Below are 14,066 nucleotides of genomic sequence, written 5' to 3' on the forward strand. Positions count from 1 at the left end.
TTTCGGGCTTAGAATTGTTTTCCGGCGCGCCCTGCCAATTCAGTGATGAAGTGGCGGGCGATCCGGCCTGAGCGGGCACCACGGCGCTTTGACCAATTGAGCGCTTCGGCTTCATCCCATTCAAGGCCCAGCTCTTCGGCATAGCCCTTGATGATCGCCAGGAAATCATCCTGCGTGCAGGCATGAAAGCCAAGCGACAGGCCAAAACGGTCTGCCAGAGCAAGATTATCATCCACCGCATCGCGTGGGTTGAGCGGGTCATCCTGTTCCGAGGAATGGCGTTCGACAATTGCGCGGCGGTTAGAGGTCACCGCAAGGCGAACATTTGCCGGCCGGGCCTGTACACCGCCTTCCAGCCAACTGCGCAGATGGCGGGGGCCTGCGGTATCCTCAGAGCCAAAGCCCAGATCATCGATAAAGACGAGGAAATTGCGCTCTACCCTGGCCAGTTCCGTAAAGAGCTGGGAGAGGGTAGGGAGCGCATCGGTACCAATCTGCACCAGTGCAATGCTCGCCTGATCACGGGCCTGACTACTCAGTACCGCCGCACGGACCAGAGCGGATTTGCCCATCCCGCGTGCCCCCCACAAGAGCATATCATGCGCGGCACTGCCTTGCGCCAATCGCGTGACATTGGCGACAACTGCGGCCTTCTGCCTGTCAATGCCCTGCAGCAGAGCCAGTTCGGGCGCATCCATCTTGGCGACACCTTGCGCACCATTTTCGGTCCAGACATAGGCCGGGAAACCAAGCCAGTCCGTGCGCCGATGGCGTGGTGGGGCCATACGCTCCAGAGCGTCTGCGATCCGTTCGAGCAGTTCAGATTGGTCTTTCATCAAAGCCTGCATTATAGCGCAGCACCATGAGCGGCAAGCACCCACCCCATATGCTCACCCCCGATGAAACGGGCATCGCTGAGGCTGCCCGGCTTCTGCGTTCGGGAAAGCTGGTCGCTGTGCCGACTGAGACAGTCTATGGGCTGGCTGCAAGGGCTGATCAGGCAGAGGCGGTCGCCAATATCTATCGCGCCAAAGGCCGGCCTGATTTCAATCCGCTGATCTCCCATGTCGCCACGATGAAGCAGGCGCAGGATCTGGCGATTTTCGATGCCCGCGCGCTCAAATTGGCTGAGACCTACTGGCCCGGTCCGATGACGCTGATTCTGCCCGCAAAACAGCCTTCGGGCGTGGCGGCGGCGGTCACAGCGGGCTTGCCTACCATTGCGGTGCGTATACCCGCACATCCTATCATGCGCGCCTTGTTAAACGAACTGAGTCTGCCGCTTGCTGCACCTTCAGCCAATAGGAGCGGATGTATCAGCCCCAGCAAGCCGACTCATGTCATGCAATCGCTGGGCGGTAAGGTGGATGCGATTCTTGATGGTGGGCCGTGCGCCAAGGGTGTGGAATCGACCATTGTCGCCCTGCGCCCTGAGGGCTGGCAGATTCTGCGCCCCGGACCGCTCACTGAAGAAGATATTACCGCAACTCTGGGCAAAGCGCCGCTTACACTGGACAAGGGCAAGATTGAGGCACCGGGGCAATTGGCCAGCCATTATGCCCCCGGAAAGCCCGTGCGGCTTGAGGTGACTGGCCCACAAGCGGATGAGTTCATGATCGGATTTGGCACGGTAGCAGGCGATGTCACTCTGTCTGCCAATGGTGATTGCGCGGAAGCGGCGGCGAATCTTTACCAATGCCTGCATGATGGCGCAGCTGCGCCGCATCCCCGGATTGCCGTAGCGCCGATCCCCCAAAGCGGAATCGGCGCGGCTATCAATGATCGGCTCCAGCGTGCCGCGGCTTAACGCGCCGACTGCTTCACTTTTTACCGCAAGTCACTGTTCCTGAACCACTCACTTTCTGGGTGCATTCTGCGGTTCCATAGACATCAACATCCCCGGAGCCTGCGACTGAGACATCGGCATGGTCCAATGCGCGAACCGCCACATCACCAGAGCCGCTGATCTTGACGCTGGCTGTGCTTGCGGTCAGCTCGGACATATAGACGTTGCCGCTCCCGGCTATGCTGACTTTGAGTTGATCCGTACTGCCTTTGGCGCGCAGATCACCCGAGCCAGAAATCGAGGCGTTCAGTGACTGCGCCTGAACCGATTGGGCATTGATTGATCCTGAACCAGCGATCGATAATTTCCCTGTCTGGCCGAGTTCTTGCGTGGTGATATCGCCTGAGCCTTTCAGAGCAAGCTCTGCCGGGGGCGGCATCGTCAAATGAATGCGGGCTGCATTTCGTCCGGCACCATCCTTGTCATTTCGGCCAATCAGCAAAGTTCCGTCTTCCAAGCGGAAGCGCAGGGCTTTTTTGGCCTGTTCGTCGCCCTCAGCCGTGAGGGAGGGGGTTGTACCAGAAGTGATTTCAAGCACGTCCGGGCCGGCAAGAGTGACCTTGTCAAATGATTGGCTGGTAAGATCCAGCTCAGACAAGGTTTGCCCTTCCATCGCGTTGGACTGATTAATAAATGTGCAGCCACTCAGAGCGGTTGCGCCTATCACCCCCAGAGCCAGAGCACGAAAAATGTTTCGATTGGACAATTGCATAATAAGAACCCCTTAAAGATGGGGCTATTTTGCGGTGCATTCTGCCAAATCAGCAAGCGCTTTGATCGAAGCAAAGGCGCATTTGGCAGAAAAAAAAGCCGCCCGTTTTCGAGCGGCTTTTTCATAAGACCTGCAAAACGCTCAAGCGTCTTCAGTGTTCTCATAATATTGCGGAGCATGTTCGTTCAGCACTTCGAGAATTTTCTTCAGTGCAGCAGGCTCATCAGTTTCTTCCATCGCCGCCAATTCGCGGGCCAGACGGCTTGAAGCGGCTTCGAAGATCTGCCGTTCAGAATAGCTCTGTTCAGGCTGATCGTCCGGACGGAAAAGATCGCGGGTCACTTCGGCGATGGATACCAGATCGCCGGAATTGATCTTCGCTTCATATTCCTGAGCGCGGCGCGACCACATGGTGCGCTTGACCTTGGGTTTGCCCTTGAGGGTCTGCATCGCTTCTTTCAGCGTCTTGTCGCTGGAGAGCTTGCGCATTCCGATCGCTTCCACCTTATTGGTGGGGACGCGCAAGGTCATACGCTCTTTTTCAAACCGCAAAACGTAAAGTTCGAGCTGCATTCCAGCGATTTCTTCGCTCTGCAGTTCCATCACGCGACCTACGCCGTGCTTTGGGTAAACGACATAATCTCCGACATCGAATGCGGGCGCATTGGCAGCCATTTACTTTCCTTTCCTAGCCAGGCAGACACACGCTCAAGCGGAAATGACACGAAAACCCGCGGGCAAACGCCGGTTGCTTTCCTGTCACTTCGGGCGTGGGTAGGGTGCCTGCCTTCCTGTTCAGGCTGTCACCTGGGGGATATAAAGGTGACAGTTGACGCATTATATAGCAGAACCGTAACAAAATTGCTAGCCTGCAACGTTATAGCGCTCACACTGCCTATCTTTTATGCAGCGCCATAATCAGGTTTTTCCAGCGCCGCATCCAGCTCTGCTCCAAAAAGCAGCACATAGGCGGACAGATAAAGCCAGGTCAGCAGGACAATGACAGCGCCCAGTGATCCATAGGTTGCGTTGTAATTTCCGAAATTCGCAACGTAATATCCAAAACCATTGGTGAGGATCATCCATCCCAGTGCCGCAAATAACGCACCCGGCGTAAACCAGCGTGCATCGGTGCGATCTTCCGCCGGGCCGAATCGGTAGAGTGCAGATGCGCCGATGATGCCACCCAGCAGCAACACACCATAGCTCACCAGCTTGGAGATTACGGCAGATGAGCCGGAGATGTCCGGCACCATAGAGCTTAGCGCTGTGAGTATGGTGGTGGCTGTCACGCCAATACCGGCCGCGATGATTCCGCAGGCGGTAATCGCCAATGACAGCAGATTGGACTTCAGGAAGCTGCGCTTTTCCTCACAATTGAAAGCAATGTTAAGCGCCACCACAATGCTATTGGCGGCCTTGCGTGCACCAAACAGGGCAATGGCCAGAGCAATGGCGAGGCCGATCCCCTTTTTGCCGGAAGAGCTTTGCACCACCGCTTCCAACTGGCCACCGATCAACTGGGTGCCGGGGCCGGGAATCATCTGGGCCAGAGCGTGGACATGTTCAGATACGGTCTGCGTATCGACGATGAGGCCATAGGACAGAACCACTGCGGCCAGCAGCGGAACAATCGCCAGAAAGATGAAATAGGCAACGCCAGCAGAGACAATACCGACATTATCATTGCCGGCAGCTTTGAAAGATCCAATGAGGGTGGATTTGATATCGGCAGCAAATCGCTTCCACGGCGAGCGGTTGGTTGTCAGATAATCTGTCACAACCAACCTACTCTCTATTCGCTAAATTGTGCCGAAAGGGGAAGAATCAGTCGCCTTCGCCGGGCTCTTCGGAGAAGAACTTTTCGAACTTGCCCTCTTCATCCTTCATTTCATCGGCATCCGCGGGCGGATCTTTACGCTCAGTAATATTGGGCCATTCCGCTGAATATTTGGTGTTGATCTCAAGCCATTTTTCAAGGCCTGGTTCGGTATCCGGAAGGATGGCTTCTGCCGGGCATTCGGGCTCACATACGCCGCAATCGATGCATTCGCTCGGGTTGATGACGAGCATATTCTCGCCTTCATAGAAGCAATCCACCGGACAGACCTCGACGCAGTCCGTATATTTGCAGCGGATACAGGCGTCGGTGACGACATAGGTCATGGCTGCTTCTTCCCTTTCTCAGTCTCAAAATGTGAATCGGTGCCTGCTATGGCGATTGATCCGCCAGCGTCAAGTTCCTCATAACATGAACGTGCTTCTGCCGGGGAGCCGCGCCGCGCCGGAAGGGCTGTCAAACGCAGCACCATCACACGTTTTGGCAGAGGCAGGGTCAGAATGTCACCTGTGGCTATTGGCCGGTCAAGCCGGACCACGCGCTGGCCATTGCAACGGATATGGCCTTCTGAAATCCAGCGCTGCGCTGCGCCCCGCGATTTTGCGAGGCGCAGAAAACACAGCAACCGATCAATCCGCATTAACGGACAAGATCCGCCAGAGCGGCAAAGGCATTGCCTTCCCTCGGCTTGACCGGGGCTGATTTGCGTACCGGTGCCTTATCCTTGCGGACCGGACGCCAGCTCCACAAAGTGGGGGCAGGGGGGCCAAAAGCTCCTTCTGCCAGCTCGGGTGTTTTACCGGGTCGGAAACCAGCGTCGCGCATCAGCCCGATGAAATTTTCCGGCAACAGGCCCATGGATGTTGGCAGAGCCACATCCACACGGAAATATTTGGCCCCTGATTTGGCGCGGCTTTCATGGGCGGCACGAAACAGCTTTTCAGCCATATCGACCCGGATCGCCTGTGCACCGGCACGGCGATAGCCAGCAGGCGCCTGCTTGCCTCCCGGGATAACGGCTTCCATTGCTTCACGGACAGGGCGGCGGTCTACGCCAATTGCCCGCAGCAAACGGCGCGGGGCAGGCTTCAGCAGCAACGGCACATAGACATCGAGCGAACCGATATTCACCCCAAGCTTGCGCATGAAAGGGCGCTTTTCCTTGGGGATCTGTGCCAATCCAGCGGCTTCGCGGTGAATCGTACCGGCCTTGTCAGCCAGAATCAGCAGCAGTGCGCGCACTTCGGAACCCGCATTGGGATCAGCCGCTGCCTCTTCGATCTTGCGCAAAGGGGCAAGTGGGGCAAGCTGGCCTTCCAGCCATACTTCCAGCGCTTCCTGCAACCGGGCCTTATGCGCCATATCCAGCGCGTTCAGTTCATTCGCCAGAACGAGACGCGGGCGAGAAGCGGTCTTACCCGGCTCCAGCACAGCCACCACCTGGCCGTCTCGCCAGATTTTGCCCTTCTCGATCGTGAGTGAACCCAGATCCTTGTGAATCAGCATAGTGGCTTTGTCTGCCAGCAATTGCGGCAAGTGCTTTTCCGCCGCAGCGAGCATCAGCCGCCGGTCCTCATGATTAGCCGAGGCATCAACCACGAAGCGGAAGCCTTCAAGATGGCCGATCGGCTCATCTTCCACTGTCACGATATTTTCGTCGGTCAGCGCAACGCGCATCAATCCTGAATCCTTACCCATGGTTTTCATCAATATAGCAGTTCGCCGATTGACGAAACGCTCCTTTAATCTTCCGTGCAGCGTATCAGACAGACGCGCTTCCACAGCTCTGGCGCGGGCCGCCATCTCATCGCGGGCCAGAACCCAATCGGGGCGCTGGCAAATATACGCCCAGCTCCGAATGGCCGCGATCCGGCCCTGTAGCGTGTGAATGTCCCCCTGAACACGGTCAAGCTCAGCAATTCTTGCAGCAACAAAGTCTGCCCCCAGATATCCGCCCCGTAAATCCTGCCATAATCTTGTGACAAAACGGGAATGGGTTTCTGCCCCTTGCTGGCGGAAATCAGGCAATTGGCACACTTCCCAGAAGCGTCGGACCATGCCGGGTTTTCTGACCGAAGCGGCAATTTCAGGAAATTCTGCCAATTGTTTCAGCACTGCCAGATCAATTGCCTGTGGTGCGGGTGCGAGTTGCGGGTGGTCGGGCTTTTCTTCCAGATCCGCAATCAATGTTGCGAGTGAGTGAAAGCGCGGTTCTGCCTCGCGCCAGAACAATCTGGTCAGCGGTGCAAAGCGGTGTTCTTCAATGGCGTAAACTTCGTCTTCGGTAAATTCCGCCCCGTCAGAGCCCTTCGCACCCGCCAAAGTGCCGAATGTGCCATCCCGCTGATGACGCCCGGCACGCCCGGCAATCTGTGCCATTTCGGCCGGGTGAAGGCGGCGCAGGCGCACCCCGTCGAACTTGGACAGGCTGGCAAAGGCCACGTGATTCACATCAAGGTTCAGCCCCATGCCGATAGCATCGGTGGCGACGATGTAATCCACTTCGCCCGATTGGAACATTTCGACCTGGCGATTGCGGGTTTCCGGGCTGAGCGCGCCCATCACCACTGCGGCCCCGCCGCGAAACCGGCGGAGCATTTCGGCCATGACGTAAACCTGCTCCACCGAGAAGGCGACAATGGCAGAGCGCGGCGGCAGGCGCGATAATTTGCGAGACCCCAGATGGGTAAGGGTGGAAAAGCGCGGCCGATCGCTCACTTCCACACCCGGAACCAGCGCCCGCACCAGCGGCTCTACTGTGGCAGAGCCGAGAAACATCGTTTCATCGCGGCCGCGCGCATTCAGCAAACGGTCGGTGAAAATATGACCACGTTCACGGTCAGCGGCAAGCTGCACTTCATCAATGGCGACAAAAGCGCGGCCACCGCCATCACGCGGCATGGCTTCAGCGGTGCACAGAAGATAACGCGCACCCGGCGGCTCTATCCGTTCTTCGCCAGTAATCAGGGCGACTTGCTTGTCCCCCTTGATGGCGCAAACCTTGTCATAGACTTCACGCGCCAGCAGCCGCAGCGGAAAGCCGATGGCACCGCTGGAATGGGCGCACATCCGCTCAATCGCGAGATGGGTCTTGCCGGTATTGGTGGGCCCCAGAACGGCGCGCACCCGACTATCGGAAGCTGGGGACATCACAATGCCGATGAACTTGGCAATTTCGGCGCCGTCCCGCAAGGTGGTTCGACCAATTTGCCCCAAAATGGAGGGGATTGATCGCGATTCATGCCAAATTTACTTTATTCCTGCGAATGTCATGGCATGAAATAGAGCAGCAACCTTGGACAGCTGACAGGCAGAAATGCCGATAATGACCGCAAGATCGGTCATTGAAAGGGAGCGCCGACGGAGGGCGGATCGTGTTGGAACATGGTGACCTCACCGATAAGGATGAGGGTGGGAATGAGAGTCTAAGCAATGGCGCCGAGAAACCTCGTCGCGATCTGCATGATGACGCGCCTCAGATTCTGCACCTGCGCCGGACAGATGTGCACACGATTCAAACCCGCCAGAATGATCCGGGCTGGAGGGAATCTTACGCAAGATGGCGGCAGAGCTTTTCGCAGCGCTTCGCCAAATGGGATATCGCCCCGGATCTTGCCAAAGATATCGGATCAGCCCGCTGGCTGCGCGGATTGGGCACGCTGATCGCGTTGAGCGTGTTGGCGCTTCTGTGCTGGCCGGATTTCGCCCCAGTGGAAGCGGCACCGGCCATGCGGATTGATGAACGGGCGCGGGATGAATTTCGTAGCCAGATGATTATGCCACTGGCTCTGGGTGCTGACAGTGGCCGCCATATGGGGGCGACGCGCTTTGTTTCTCCGCTGAATGATGCACCCGAACGCCCCAGCCTTGAATTTGTGGCGACGCTTGCTCGGGGCGATAGTTTTGCCCGCATGTTGCAGCGCGCAGGGATTGGCAGGGAAGAATCAGCGCATCTGGCCAATATGATCGACAAGGCGATGCCGCTTTCTGAAATTGAACCGGGAACACAGGTTGATATCGTGCTCGGCCGCCGCCCGGCCAAAGATGCACCGCGCCCGGTGGATTCGCTTTCCTTCCGCGCCCGCTTTGACTTGAAACTGGCGGTGGAGCGGCGTGATGGCCGCTTGCAGCTCGCCCCCCATCATATCCGGGTGGATGATACGCCGCTCAGAATCCGGGGCACGGTTGGCTCCAGCCTTTATCGTTCCGCCCGCGCTGCCGGTGCGCCGCCGCGTGCGATTCAGCAATATTTGCGCCAGCTCGGCACGGAACTGAACGTGCAGCGCGATATCAAAAGCTCGGACGAATTTGATCTGATGCTGGATTACAAACGTGCCGCCACAGGTGAAGTGGAGCCGGGCGATTTGCTTTACGCATCGGTGATCCGCAACGGCAAGCCGGTCAAACAGATGATGCGCTGGGGTAAGGATGATCGCTTTTTTGAAGCCTCTGGCGTGGGGGCACAGCAAAATGGCCTGATGGCTCCGGTGCCGGGCCGGATCACGTCGAATTATGGAATGCGCCGCCATCCGATCCTTGGCTATAAAAGAATGCACGCAGGCATGGATTTCAAGGCCACCTATGGCCAGCCAATCTATGCGGCGAGCGATGGCAAAGTGGTCTATGCCGGGCGTCATGGCGGGCATGGCAATTATGTGAAGCTCAACCATGGCAATGGCCTTGCCACGGGCTATGCCCATATGAGCAAAATCGCCGTGCGATCAGGCTCTTACGTAAAGCGGGGTCAGGTCATCGGCTATGTCGGTTCCACGGGTCTCTCCACCGGGCCGCATCTCCATTATGAAATGTATCGCAACGGGCAGACGATCAATCCTGCTTCGGTGAAATTCGTCACCCGTGCGCAGCTTGCAGGCAGCGAATTATCTGCTTTCCGCGCTGAACTGGCCAATTTGCAGAGTATTCCGGCAGGGGCTGCGCTGGCTAGCCTGCCACCTGATACAACCATGCAAGGCGGGCCGGAACGCGAGATTGACCGGGTGGAACAGCCGAAAAAAATCGATTGAGGCATTCCGCCTGATTGAAGCGGGGCCTTGCATGATGCACTGAAGGGGTATGACTCAGAGCTATCCCGCAACCCGCCTTCGCCGTTCCCGTGCCACCGCCTGGAGCCGGGCGATGCACCGTGAAAATACGCTCACCCCCGATAATCTCATCTGGCCGCTATTTGTGACCGAAGGGGATGGGGTGGAAGAACCGATTGCCTCACTGCCCGGCGTCTCGCGCTGGTCTCTCGATGGGATCGCTGCCCGTGCACGTGAAGCGGTGGATCTGGGCATTCCCTGTCTTGCCCTGTTCCCCAATACACAGGCAGAACGGCGCAGTGATGACGGGGCCGAAGCGCTCAACCCTGATAATTTGATGTGTCGCGCCATCCGGGCGATCCGCGATTCTTGTGGCGATCAGATCGGCATCCTTACCGATGTCGCGCTCGACCCCTATACTGTTCACGGCCAGGATGGGCTGATGGATAATGACGGCTATGTGATGAACGATGCGACGGTGGAAGTGCTGGTCAAGCAGAGCCTTAATCAGGCGCTGGCCGGTGCAGACATCATTGCCCCGTCTGATATGATGGATGGCCGGATTGGTGCGATCCGCGATGCTTTGGAGGCAGAAGGGCATCACAATGTTCAGATCATGTCCTATGCCGCCAAATATGCTTCGGCCTTTTATGGCCCATTCCGCGATGCGGTGGGATCACGTGGGCTGCTGAAGGGTGATAAGAAGAATTACCAGATGGACCCGGCCAATGTGGAAGAGGCGTTGCGCGAAGTGGCGCTGGACCTTTCCGAAGGGGCGGACAGCGTGATGGTGAAGCCGGGGCTGCCCTATCTCGACATCATCACCCGCGTGAAACAGCGCTTCGAAGTGCCGGTGTTCGCGTATCAGGTGAGCGGCGAATATGCGATGATCGAAGCTGCTGCTGCGGCAGGCGCCGGGGACCGTGAAGCGCTGGTGATGGAAACCTTGATGGCCTTCAAGCGCGCGGGCTGTTCCGGTATTCTCACCTATCACGCCCCGCTTGCTGCGAGATTGCTCCATGGCTGAATTTTACCTTGAAACAGAACGCCTGATCCTGCGCGACTGGCGCGAAGAGGATTGGGAGCCGTTCTTCCGACACACCAATACGCCCGCCGTGATGCGCTGGCTGGGCGGGGTGCTGGGCAAAGACAACACCCGCATGACCTGCGATTCCGTGCGCGAACGGCTGGAAGGCTTTGCCAGCGATCACGGTTTCACCTTCTGGGTGGTGGAGCGGAAAGGTGATGGCGGGCATCTGTCCGGCGAAATCCTCGGCTTTTGCGGGTTAAAGCGCGCCAATCAGCCGGGCGGGCCGCAGGGCGATATGGAAATCGGCTGGCGTTTCCGTAAAGATAGCTGGGGCAAGGGTTATGCCCGTGAAGCAGCACAAGCTGCGATGAAGGCGGGGTTTGAGCAATTTGGCGCGCCGCATATGATCGCCCTCACGGTGGAAGGTAACACGGGCAGTTGGGGCCTGATGAAGCGGCTGGGCATGGTGCGGCGTGAAGATCTCGATTTTCCCAGCGATGATTTCGGCGCGCATGGCACGATCATCGCCTATTCCATCACTCGTGAAGCATGGGAACAGGGGCAGGGCGCGGCATGACTCAGCACTTCGGCGCGCTGATCCTGCCCTTTGAAGGCAAGACCCCGCAAATCCACGAAAGCGCCTTTATCGCGCCCGGTGCGCGGATCATTGGTGATGTCACCATCGGGCCGGAAGCTTCCATCTGGTATAATTGCGTGCTGCGGGGCGATATTCACAAAATCGTGATCGGCGCGCGCAGCAATGTGCAGGATGGCAGCGTGATTCACGTCGAAGGCCCGCGCCCGGATACAGAGGGCAATCCCACTATTATCGGCGATGATTGCGTGGTCGGCCATATGGCCACCGCCCATGGTTGCGTGTTGGAAGACCACGCCTTCCTTGGTATGGGGGCGATTGCGATGGATGGCGCGCGGATTGGCCGCCATGCGATGCTGGCCGCAGGGGCGTTGCTGTCCCCCGGCAAGGTGATTCCGGAACGTGAAATCTGGGCTGGCCGCCCGGCAAAATTCATGCGTGCCTTGTCAGAAGAACAGGCGACCAAGGTGGCGTTCCAGAGCCTGCGTTATGTGGAACTGGCCCAGCGGCACAAGGCGGCGCTTCGTGGCGAAACCGAAGCCTGATTTCCCGCCCGCAGCGGATATTCTTGCCCAATGCGATAGGGAAGGGCGGCTGGCCGTGCGGGTGACTCCGGGTGCCCGCAGCGAGAGTATCACCATTGCCAAGCAGGGAATCGCCCTGAAAACCCGCGCCAAGCCCAAGGATGGGGAGGCGAATGGCGCGGTGATTGCCATGCTGGCCAAAGCGCTGGGCACGGCCCCTTCGCGGATTACGCTGCTGCGGGGGGATACATCGCGTGAGAAGATGGTGCAGATTCAGTAAGGGGCAGATCCGGCTGGTATCCGCCCTATTCACCATCGTGATGGATAGTTGGGTCGGGGCCAATGTAGATCGTGGCGAGCACGGCGATGCAGGAAAGAGCGCCGGCCAGCGCCACGGCCCACCCGCCAAACTGGCCGTAAGCCAGCGCCCCGGCCACAGCGCCGCTCGACAGGCCGAACCAGAGCGCCAGCAACCCACCGAAACCGGGCACATCCTTGCCGCAGAGCCAATAGGCCAGCCCCTGCCCGAAACGGACCAGCGCCCCGGTCATATAGGTCAGGCCGAAAGGGCTGCCGCCATCGCGCTGGAAACTGTTGTTGAGCGCTCCCATGGCCAGCACCATGCAGCCGACCGACAGCACCACCGAGCCAAACGCATAGGCCAGCGCCCCGCCAAGCAGCAATGCGGTGACAAGGATCAGCACATTGCGTGTTTGCTGCATCCCGCTTTTCAGCGCCACCACACCGCCCGCCAGCACGCCGAGCACAAAGCCGCCAATCAGCAAGGCCGGAATGCGGGCCATATGCGTGTCCGTCACCAAATCCACCGCCAACCGCGTGGTATTGCCCGACATGAAGGAGACGAAATAGCCATTGGCAGAGAGAAACCCCACCCCATCCACAAAGCCAGCCAACCCCGCCAGCCCAATAGCCAGACGCCGCTGCGAAGGGGAAAGACGTTGCATGGGTGTAGCTCTACTCCGCTAAGGCAGGAGGCTCAATCGGGGATTGGGGGCGGTGAAGTTGATGGTATTTTTGGATAAGGTGTATTGGGCCGTAAAGACACCTCGGGATAGCTGCTATTTTGCACATCACCTCATCGGACGCTGCGGGACTACAGAGGCGGATCTACAGCTTTTCCATTCACAACACGCGCAAAATTGACTGATTGCGAACATGTGGCACTACCGCATCTGCCATACGAGACCAATTCAAGCAGAAGGACCGCTCTTCATTAAAACAAATCCTCGTGGGTTGCGCGCCGATCGCCAGCCCAGCTTATTTCGAGTACTGTCACTTACATGCTCAGTCACCCAGTCATGCCCCTCTAAATAGTCAAGCACATAGAGAACGTCTGAGACTGTAATTAAGTGCCTATCTATTACTTCCTGATCCGGAGTATAACCCGCATGTGCCAGCTTATTTCTGTCTTCACCCACGATCTGACAACTATTAAATAGTTTTTTCACTTTTTCCCAATCTAACTTCCTGGCATTAGAGGCATGGATATCTGGAAGGTAATCTCGCAGCACTTTATGAACCGGAGGCGAAGGGACATTGAACGCCAGCCACTCTACGACTGGTGCGACCCGACTGATATGGCCTTTCACACCCACCTCAAGAGCACTTGCTGCCATCAACAAAGCGCTGCGCGGCGAGGTGACTTTTATTAGCTCAGCTTCTGATCGCAGTTCATGAGCGAGAGGTTCTTCCGCCGTCTTGGAACGCCACAGCGCGCGCATTTCAGCTTGATCGTCGGTCTCCCACTTTATGCCCCCAAGTGTCGGGCCGGAAAAAGAGGATGAACGTGGAGGTAGTAAGTCATAATGCCCTGAGGACGCTGTTCGCCAATAGAGACTGTGATCGTCCTGCTTAGGGAGCGGAAAAGGCTCGTTCTGGTGCCATCGTAGCAATCGCAAGAAGCGGAATAGTTCATGCCACATCTCGGATTCTTGCTGTTCTAAAATCTGCCGGATATCGGCAGGTAGCCAGTCGTACCAGAAAGTCATACCTTTCTGAATATTTCCATCGCCATCTACTACGGTCACGTCCTTGTGCTCCAAGGGAAACGCCAAACCGCTTTCGCCATAAGGTTTCAAGCGACGGTGTATGAAGTTCTGTACGTACGAGAACTGCTCAGAAGTCGCTGAAAAATATCTGGCTACTCTAGCATTTATGCCCAAGTGATGACCGTGCTCATCTTTTTCCGGACTAACAGGCTTAATAGTTATCCTGCTTCTAGCCTTACTGGCCGGAAGGACAATCCCGTCTTTTCGTCCAGGGTTAAACATAAATTCTGGAACGCGAGTTTTTAAGAGGAGATGAACTTTCTTGACTGCCACTTTTTTCCTCCATCTCGAGCGGGTAATTTAAAGAACAGTTTTCTGCTCGGGAAGAGTCAATATTACCATTTGCGTTTAAGGGTAGGGCACAGAATCTTGGTATCAATTTAGCTGTTGCGACCCTAGACAGTAATG

At 57.3% G+C, this 14,066-nt stretch carries 15 protein-coding genes; 6 read left to right on the forward strand and 9 right to left on the reverse strand.

The window, feature by feature from the left end:
- Positions 1 to 8: 8 nt before the first annotated feature.
- Complete coding sequence (locus tag GRI39_RS10565; RefSeq protein ID WP_160739652.1) at positions 9 to 836, reverse strand: DUF815 domain-containing protein; 828 nt, start codon at positions 834 to 836, stop codon at positions 9 to 11.
- Positions 837 to 862: 26 nt separating this feature from the next.
- On the opposite strand from GRI39_RS10565, the gene GRI39_RS10570 reads away from it, so the two are divergent.
- Positions 863 to 1,807 carry an L-threonylcarbamoyladenylate synthase gene (locus GRI39_RS10570; RefSeq protein WP_160739653.1) on the forward strand — a complete coding sequence of 315 codons (945 nt, stop codon included), beginning with the start codon at positions 863 to 865 and terminating at the stop codon, positions 1,805 to 1,807.
- A 13-nt stretch (positions 1,808 to 1,820) separates the two neighbouring features.
- Here the strand turns inward: GRI39_RS10570 and GRI39_RS10575 are convergent, their stop codons facing one another.
- The 6 genes from GRI39_RS10575 to GRI39_RS10600 form a co-directional block, all read right to left on the reverse strand.
- Positions 1,821 to 2,558 carry a head GIN domain-containing protein gene (locus GRI39_RS10575; RefSeq protein ID WP_160739654.1) on the reverse strand — a complete coding sequence of 246 codons (738 nt, stop codon included), beginning with the start codon at positions 2,556 to 2,558 and terminating at the stop codon, positions 1,821 to 1,823.
- 141 nt (positions 2,559 to 2,699) lie between these two features.
- Positions 2,700 to 3,233: a CarD family transcriptional regulator gene (locus tag GRI39_RS10580; protein WP_160739655.1), complete on the reverse strand. Its 534-nt coding sequence runs from the start codon at positions 3,231 to 3,233 to the stop codon at positions 2,700 to 2,702.
- Positions 3,234 to 3,460: 227 nt separating this feature from the next.
- Positions 3,461 to 4,339 (reverse strand): YihY/virulence factor BrkB family protein, encoded by an 879-nt coding sequence (locus tag GRI39_RS10585; protein ID WP_343033334.1) that lies wholly within the window; start codon positions 4,337 to 4,339, stop codon positions 3,461 to 3,463.
- A 46-nt stretch (positions 4,340 to 4,385) separates the two neighbouring features.
- On the reverse strand, positions 4,386 to 4,724 hold the full coding sequence (fdxA, locus tag GRI39_RS10590) for a ferredoxin FdxA (RefSeq protein ID WP_160739656.1): 339 nt from the start codon (positions 4,722 to 4,724) through the stop codon (positions 4,386 to 4,388).
- On the reverse strand, positions 4,721 to 5,038 hold the full coding sequence (locus GRI39_RS10595) for a S4 domain-containing protein (protein ID WP_160739657.1): 318 nt from the start codon (positions 5,036 to 5,038) through the stop codon (positions 4,721 to 4,723). The genes fdxA and GRI39_RS10595 overlap by 4 nt, the downstream gene beginning before the upstream one ends.
- A complete protein-coding gene (locus GRI39_RS10600) occupies positions 5,038 to 7,548 on the reverse strand; it encodes a helicase-related protein (RefSeq protein WP_160739658.1) in 2,511 nt (836 codons plus the stop codon). Before GRI39_RS10600 ends, GRI39_RS10595 begins: the two co-directional genes overlap by 1 nt.
- 194 nt (positions 7,549 to 7,742) lie before the next feature.
- On the opposite strand from GRI39_RS10600, the gene GRI39_RS10605 reads away from it, so the two are divergent.
- From GRI39_RS10605 to GRI39_RS10625, 5 genes are read left to right on the forward strand one after another with little or no spacing between them, the layout of a single operon-like run.
- Complete coding sequence (locus GRI39_RS10605; RefSeq protein ID WP_246205026.1) at positions 7,743 to 9,422, forward strand: M23 family metallopeptidase; 1,680 nt, start codon at positions 7,743 to 7,745, stop codon at positions 9,420 to 9,422.
- A 49-nt stretch (positions 9,423 to 9,471) separates the two neighbouring features.
- Positions 9,472 to 10,467 carry a porphobilinogen synthase gene (gene hemB, locus GRI39_RS10610; protein WP_160739659.1) on the forward strand — a complete coding sequence of 332 codons (996 nt, stop codon included), beginning with the start codon at positions 9,472 to 9,474 and terminating at the stop codon, positions 10,465 to 10,467.
- Positions 10,460 to 11,047, forward strand: a complete 588-nt coding sequence (locus tag GRI39_RS10615) for a GNAT family N-acetyltransferase (protein WP_160739660.1) — start codon at positions 10,460 to 10,462, stop codon at positions 11,045 to 11,047. Before hemB ends, GRI39_RS10615 begins: the two co-directional genes overlap by 8 nt.
- A complete protein-coding gene (locus GRI39_RS10620) occupies positions 11,044 to 11,610 on the forward strand; it encodes a gamma carbonic anhydrase family protein (protein WP_160739661.1) in 567 nt (188 codons plus the stop codon). Before GRI39_RS10615 ends, GRI39_RS10620 begins: the two co-directional genes overlap by 4 nt.
- Positions 11,591 to 11,869 carry a DUF167 family protein gene (locus GRI39_RS10625; protein WP_160739662.1) on the forward strand — a complete coding sequence of 93 codons (279 nt, stop codon included), beginning with the start codon at positions 11,591 to 11,593 and terminating at the stop codon, positions 11,867 to 11,869. Before GRI39_RS10620 ends, GRI39_RS10625 begins: the two co-directional genes overlap by 20 nt.
- 25 nt (positions 11,870 to 11,894) lie before the next feature.
- Here the strand turns inward: GRI39_RS10625 and GRI39_RS10630 are convergent, their stop codons facing one another.
- Positions 11,895 to 12,554, reverse strand: coding sequence for a YoaK family protein (locus GRI39_RS10630; RefSeq protein WP_160739663.1), 660 nt, complete (start codon positions 12,552 to 12,554; stop codon positions 11,895 to 11,897).
- 246 nt (positions 12,555 to 12,800) lie between these two features.
- Positions 12,801 to 13,931, reverse strand: coding sequence for a hypothetical protein (locus GRI39_RS10635; RefSeq protein ID WP_160739664.1), 1,131 nt, complete (start codon positions 13,929 to 13,931; stop codon positions 12,801 to 12,803).
- Positions 13,932 to 14,066 lie beyond the last annotated feature (135 nt).

It is taken from the genome of Altericroceibacterium indicum, from assembly GCF_009828105.1.
GTDB classification, from domain to species: Bacteria; Pseudomonadota; Alphaproteobacteria; order Sphingomonadales; family Sphingomonadaceae; genus Altericroceibacterium; species Altericroceibacterium indicum.

Bases quoted from the DNA above. Each gene is read 5' to 3' on its own strand.
- GRI39_RS10565 (WP_160739652.1), bottom strand. From the start codon at position 836: ATGAAAGACCAATCTGAACTGCTCGAACGGATCGCAGACGCTCTGGAG.
- GRI39_RS10570 (WP_160739653.1), top strand. From the start codon at position 863: ATGAGCGGCAAGCACCCACCCCATATGCTCACCCCCGATGAAACGGGC.
- GRI39_RS10575 (WP_160739654.1), bottom strand. From the start codon at position 2,558: ATGCAATTGTCCAATCGAAACATTTTTCGTGCTCTGGCTCTGGGGGTG.
- GRI39_RS10580 (WP_160739655.1), bottom strand. From the start codon at position 3,233: ATGGCTGCCAATGCGCCCGCATTCGATGTCGGAGATTATGTCGTTTAC.
- fdxA (WP_160739656.1), bottom strand. From the start codon at position 4,724: ATGACCTATGTCGTCACCGACGCCTGTATCCGCTGCAAATATACGGAC.
- GRI39_RS10595 (WP_160739657.1), bottom strand. From the start codon at position 5,038: ATGCGGATTGATCGGTTGCTGTGTTTTCTGCGCCTCGCAAAATCGCGG.
- GRI39_RS10600 (WP_160739658.1), bottom strand. From the start codon at position 7,548: ATGTCCCCAGCTTCCGATAGTCGGGTGCGCGCCGTTCTGGGGCCCACC.
- hemB (WP_160739659.1), top strand. From the start codon at position 9,472: ATGACTCAGAGCTATCCCGCAACCCGCCTTCGCCGTTCCCGTGCCACC.
- GRI39_RS10615 (WP_160739660.1), top strand. From the start codon at position 10,460: ATGGCTGAATTTTACCTTGAAACAGAACGCCTGATCCTGCGCGACTGG.
- GRI39_RS10620 (WP_160739661.1), top strand. From the start codon at position 11,044: ATGACTCAGCACTTCGGCGCGCTGATCCTGCCCTTTGAAGGCAAGACC.
- GRI39_RS10630 (WP_160739663.1), bottom strand. From the start codon at position 12,554: ATGCAACGTCTTTCCCCTTCGCAGCGGCGTCTGGCTATTGGGCTGGCG.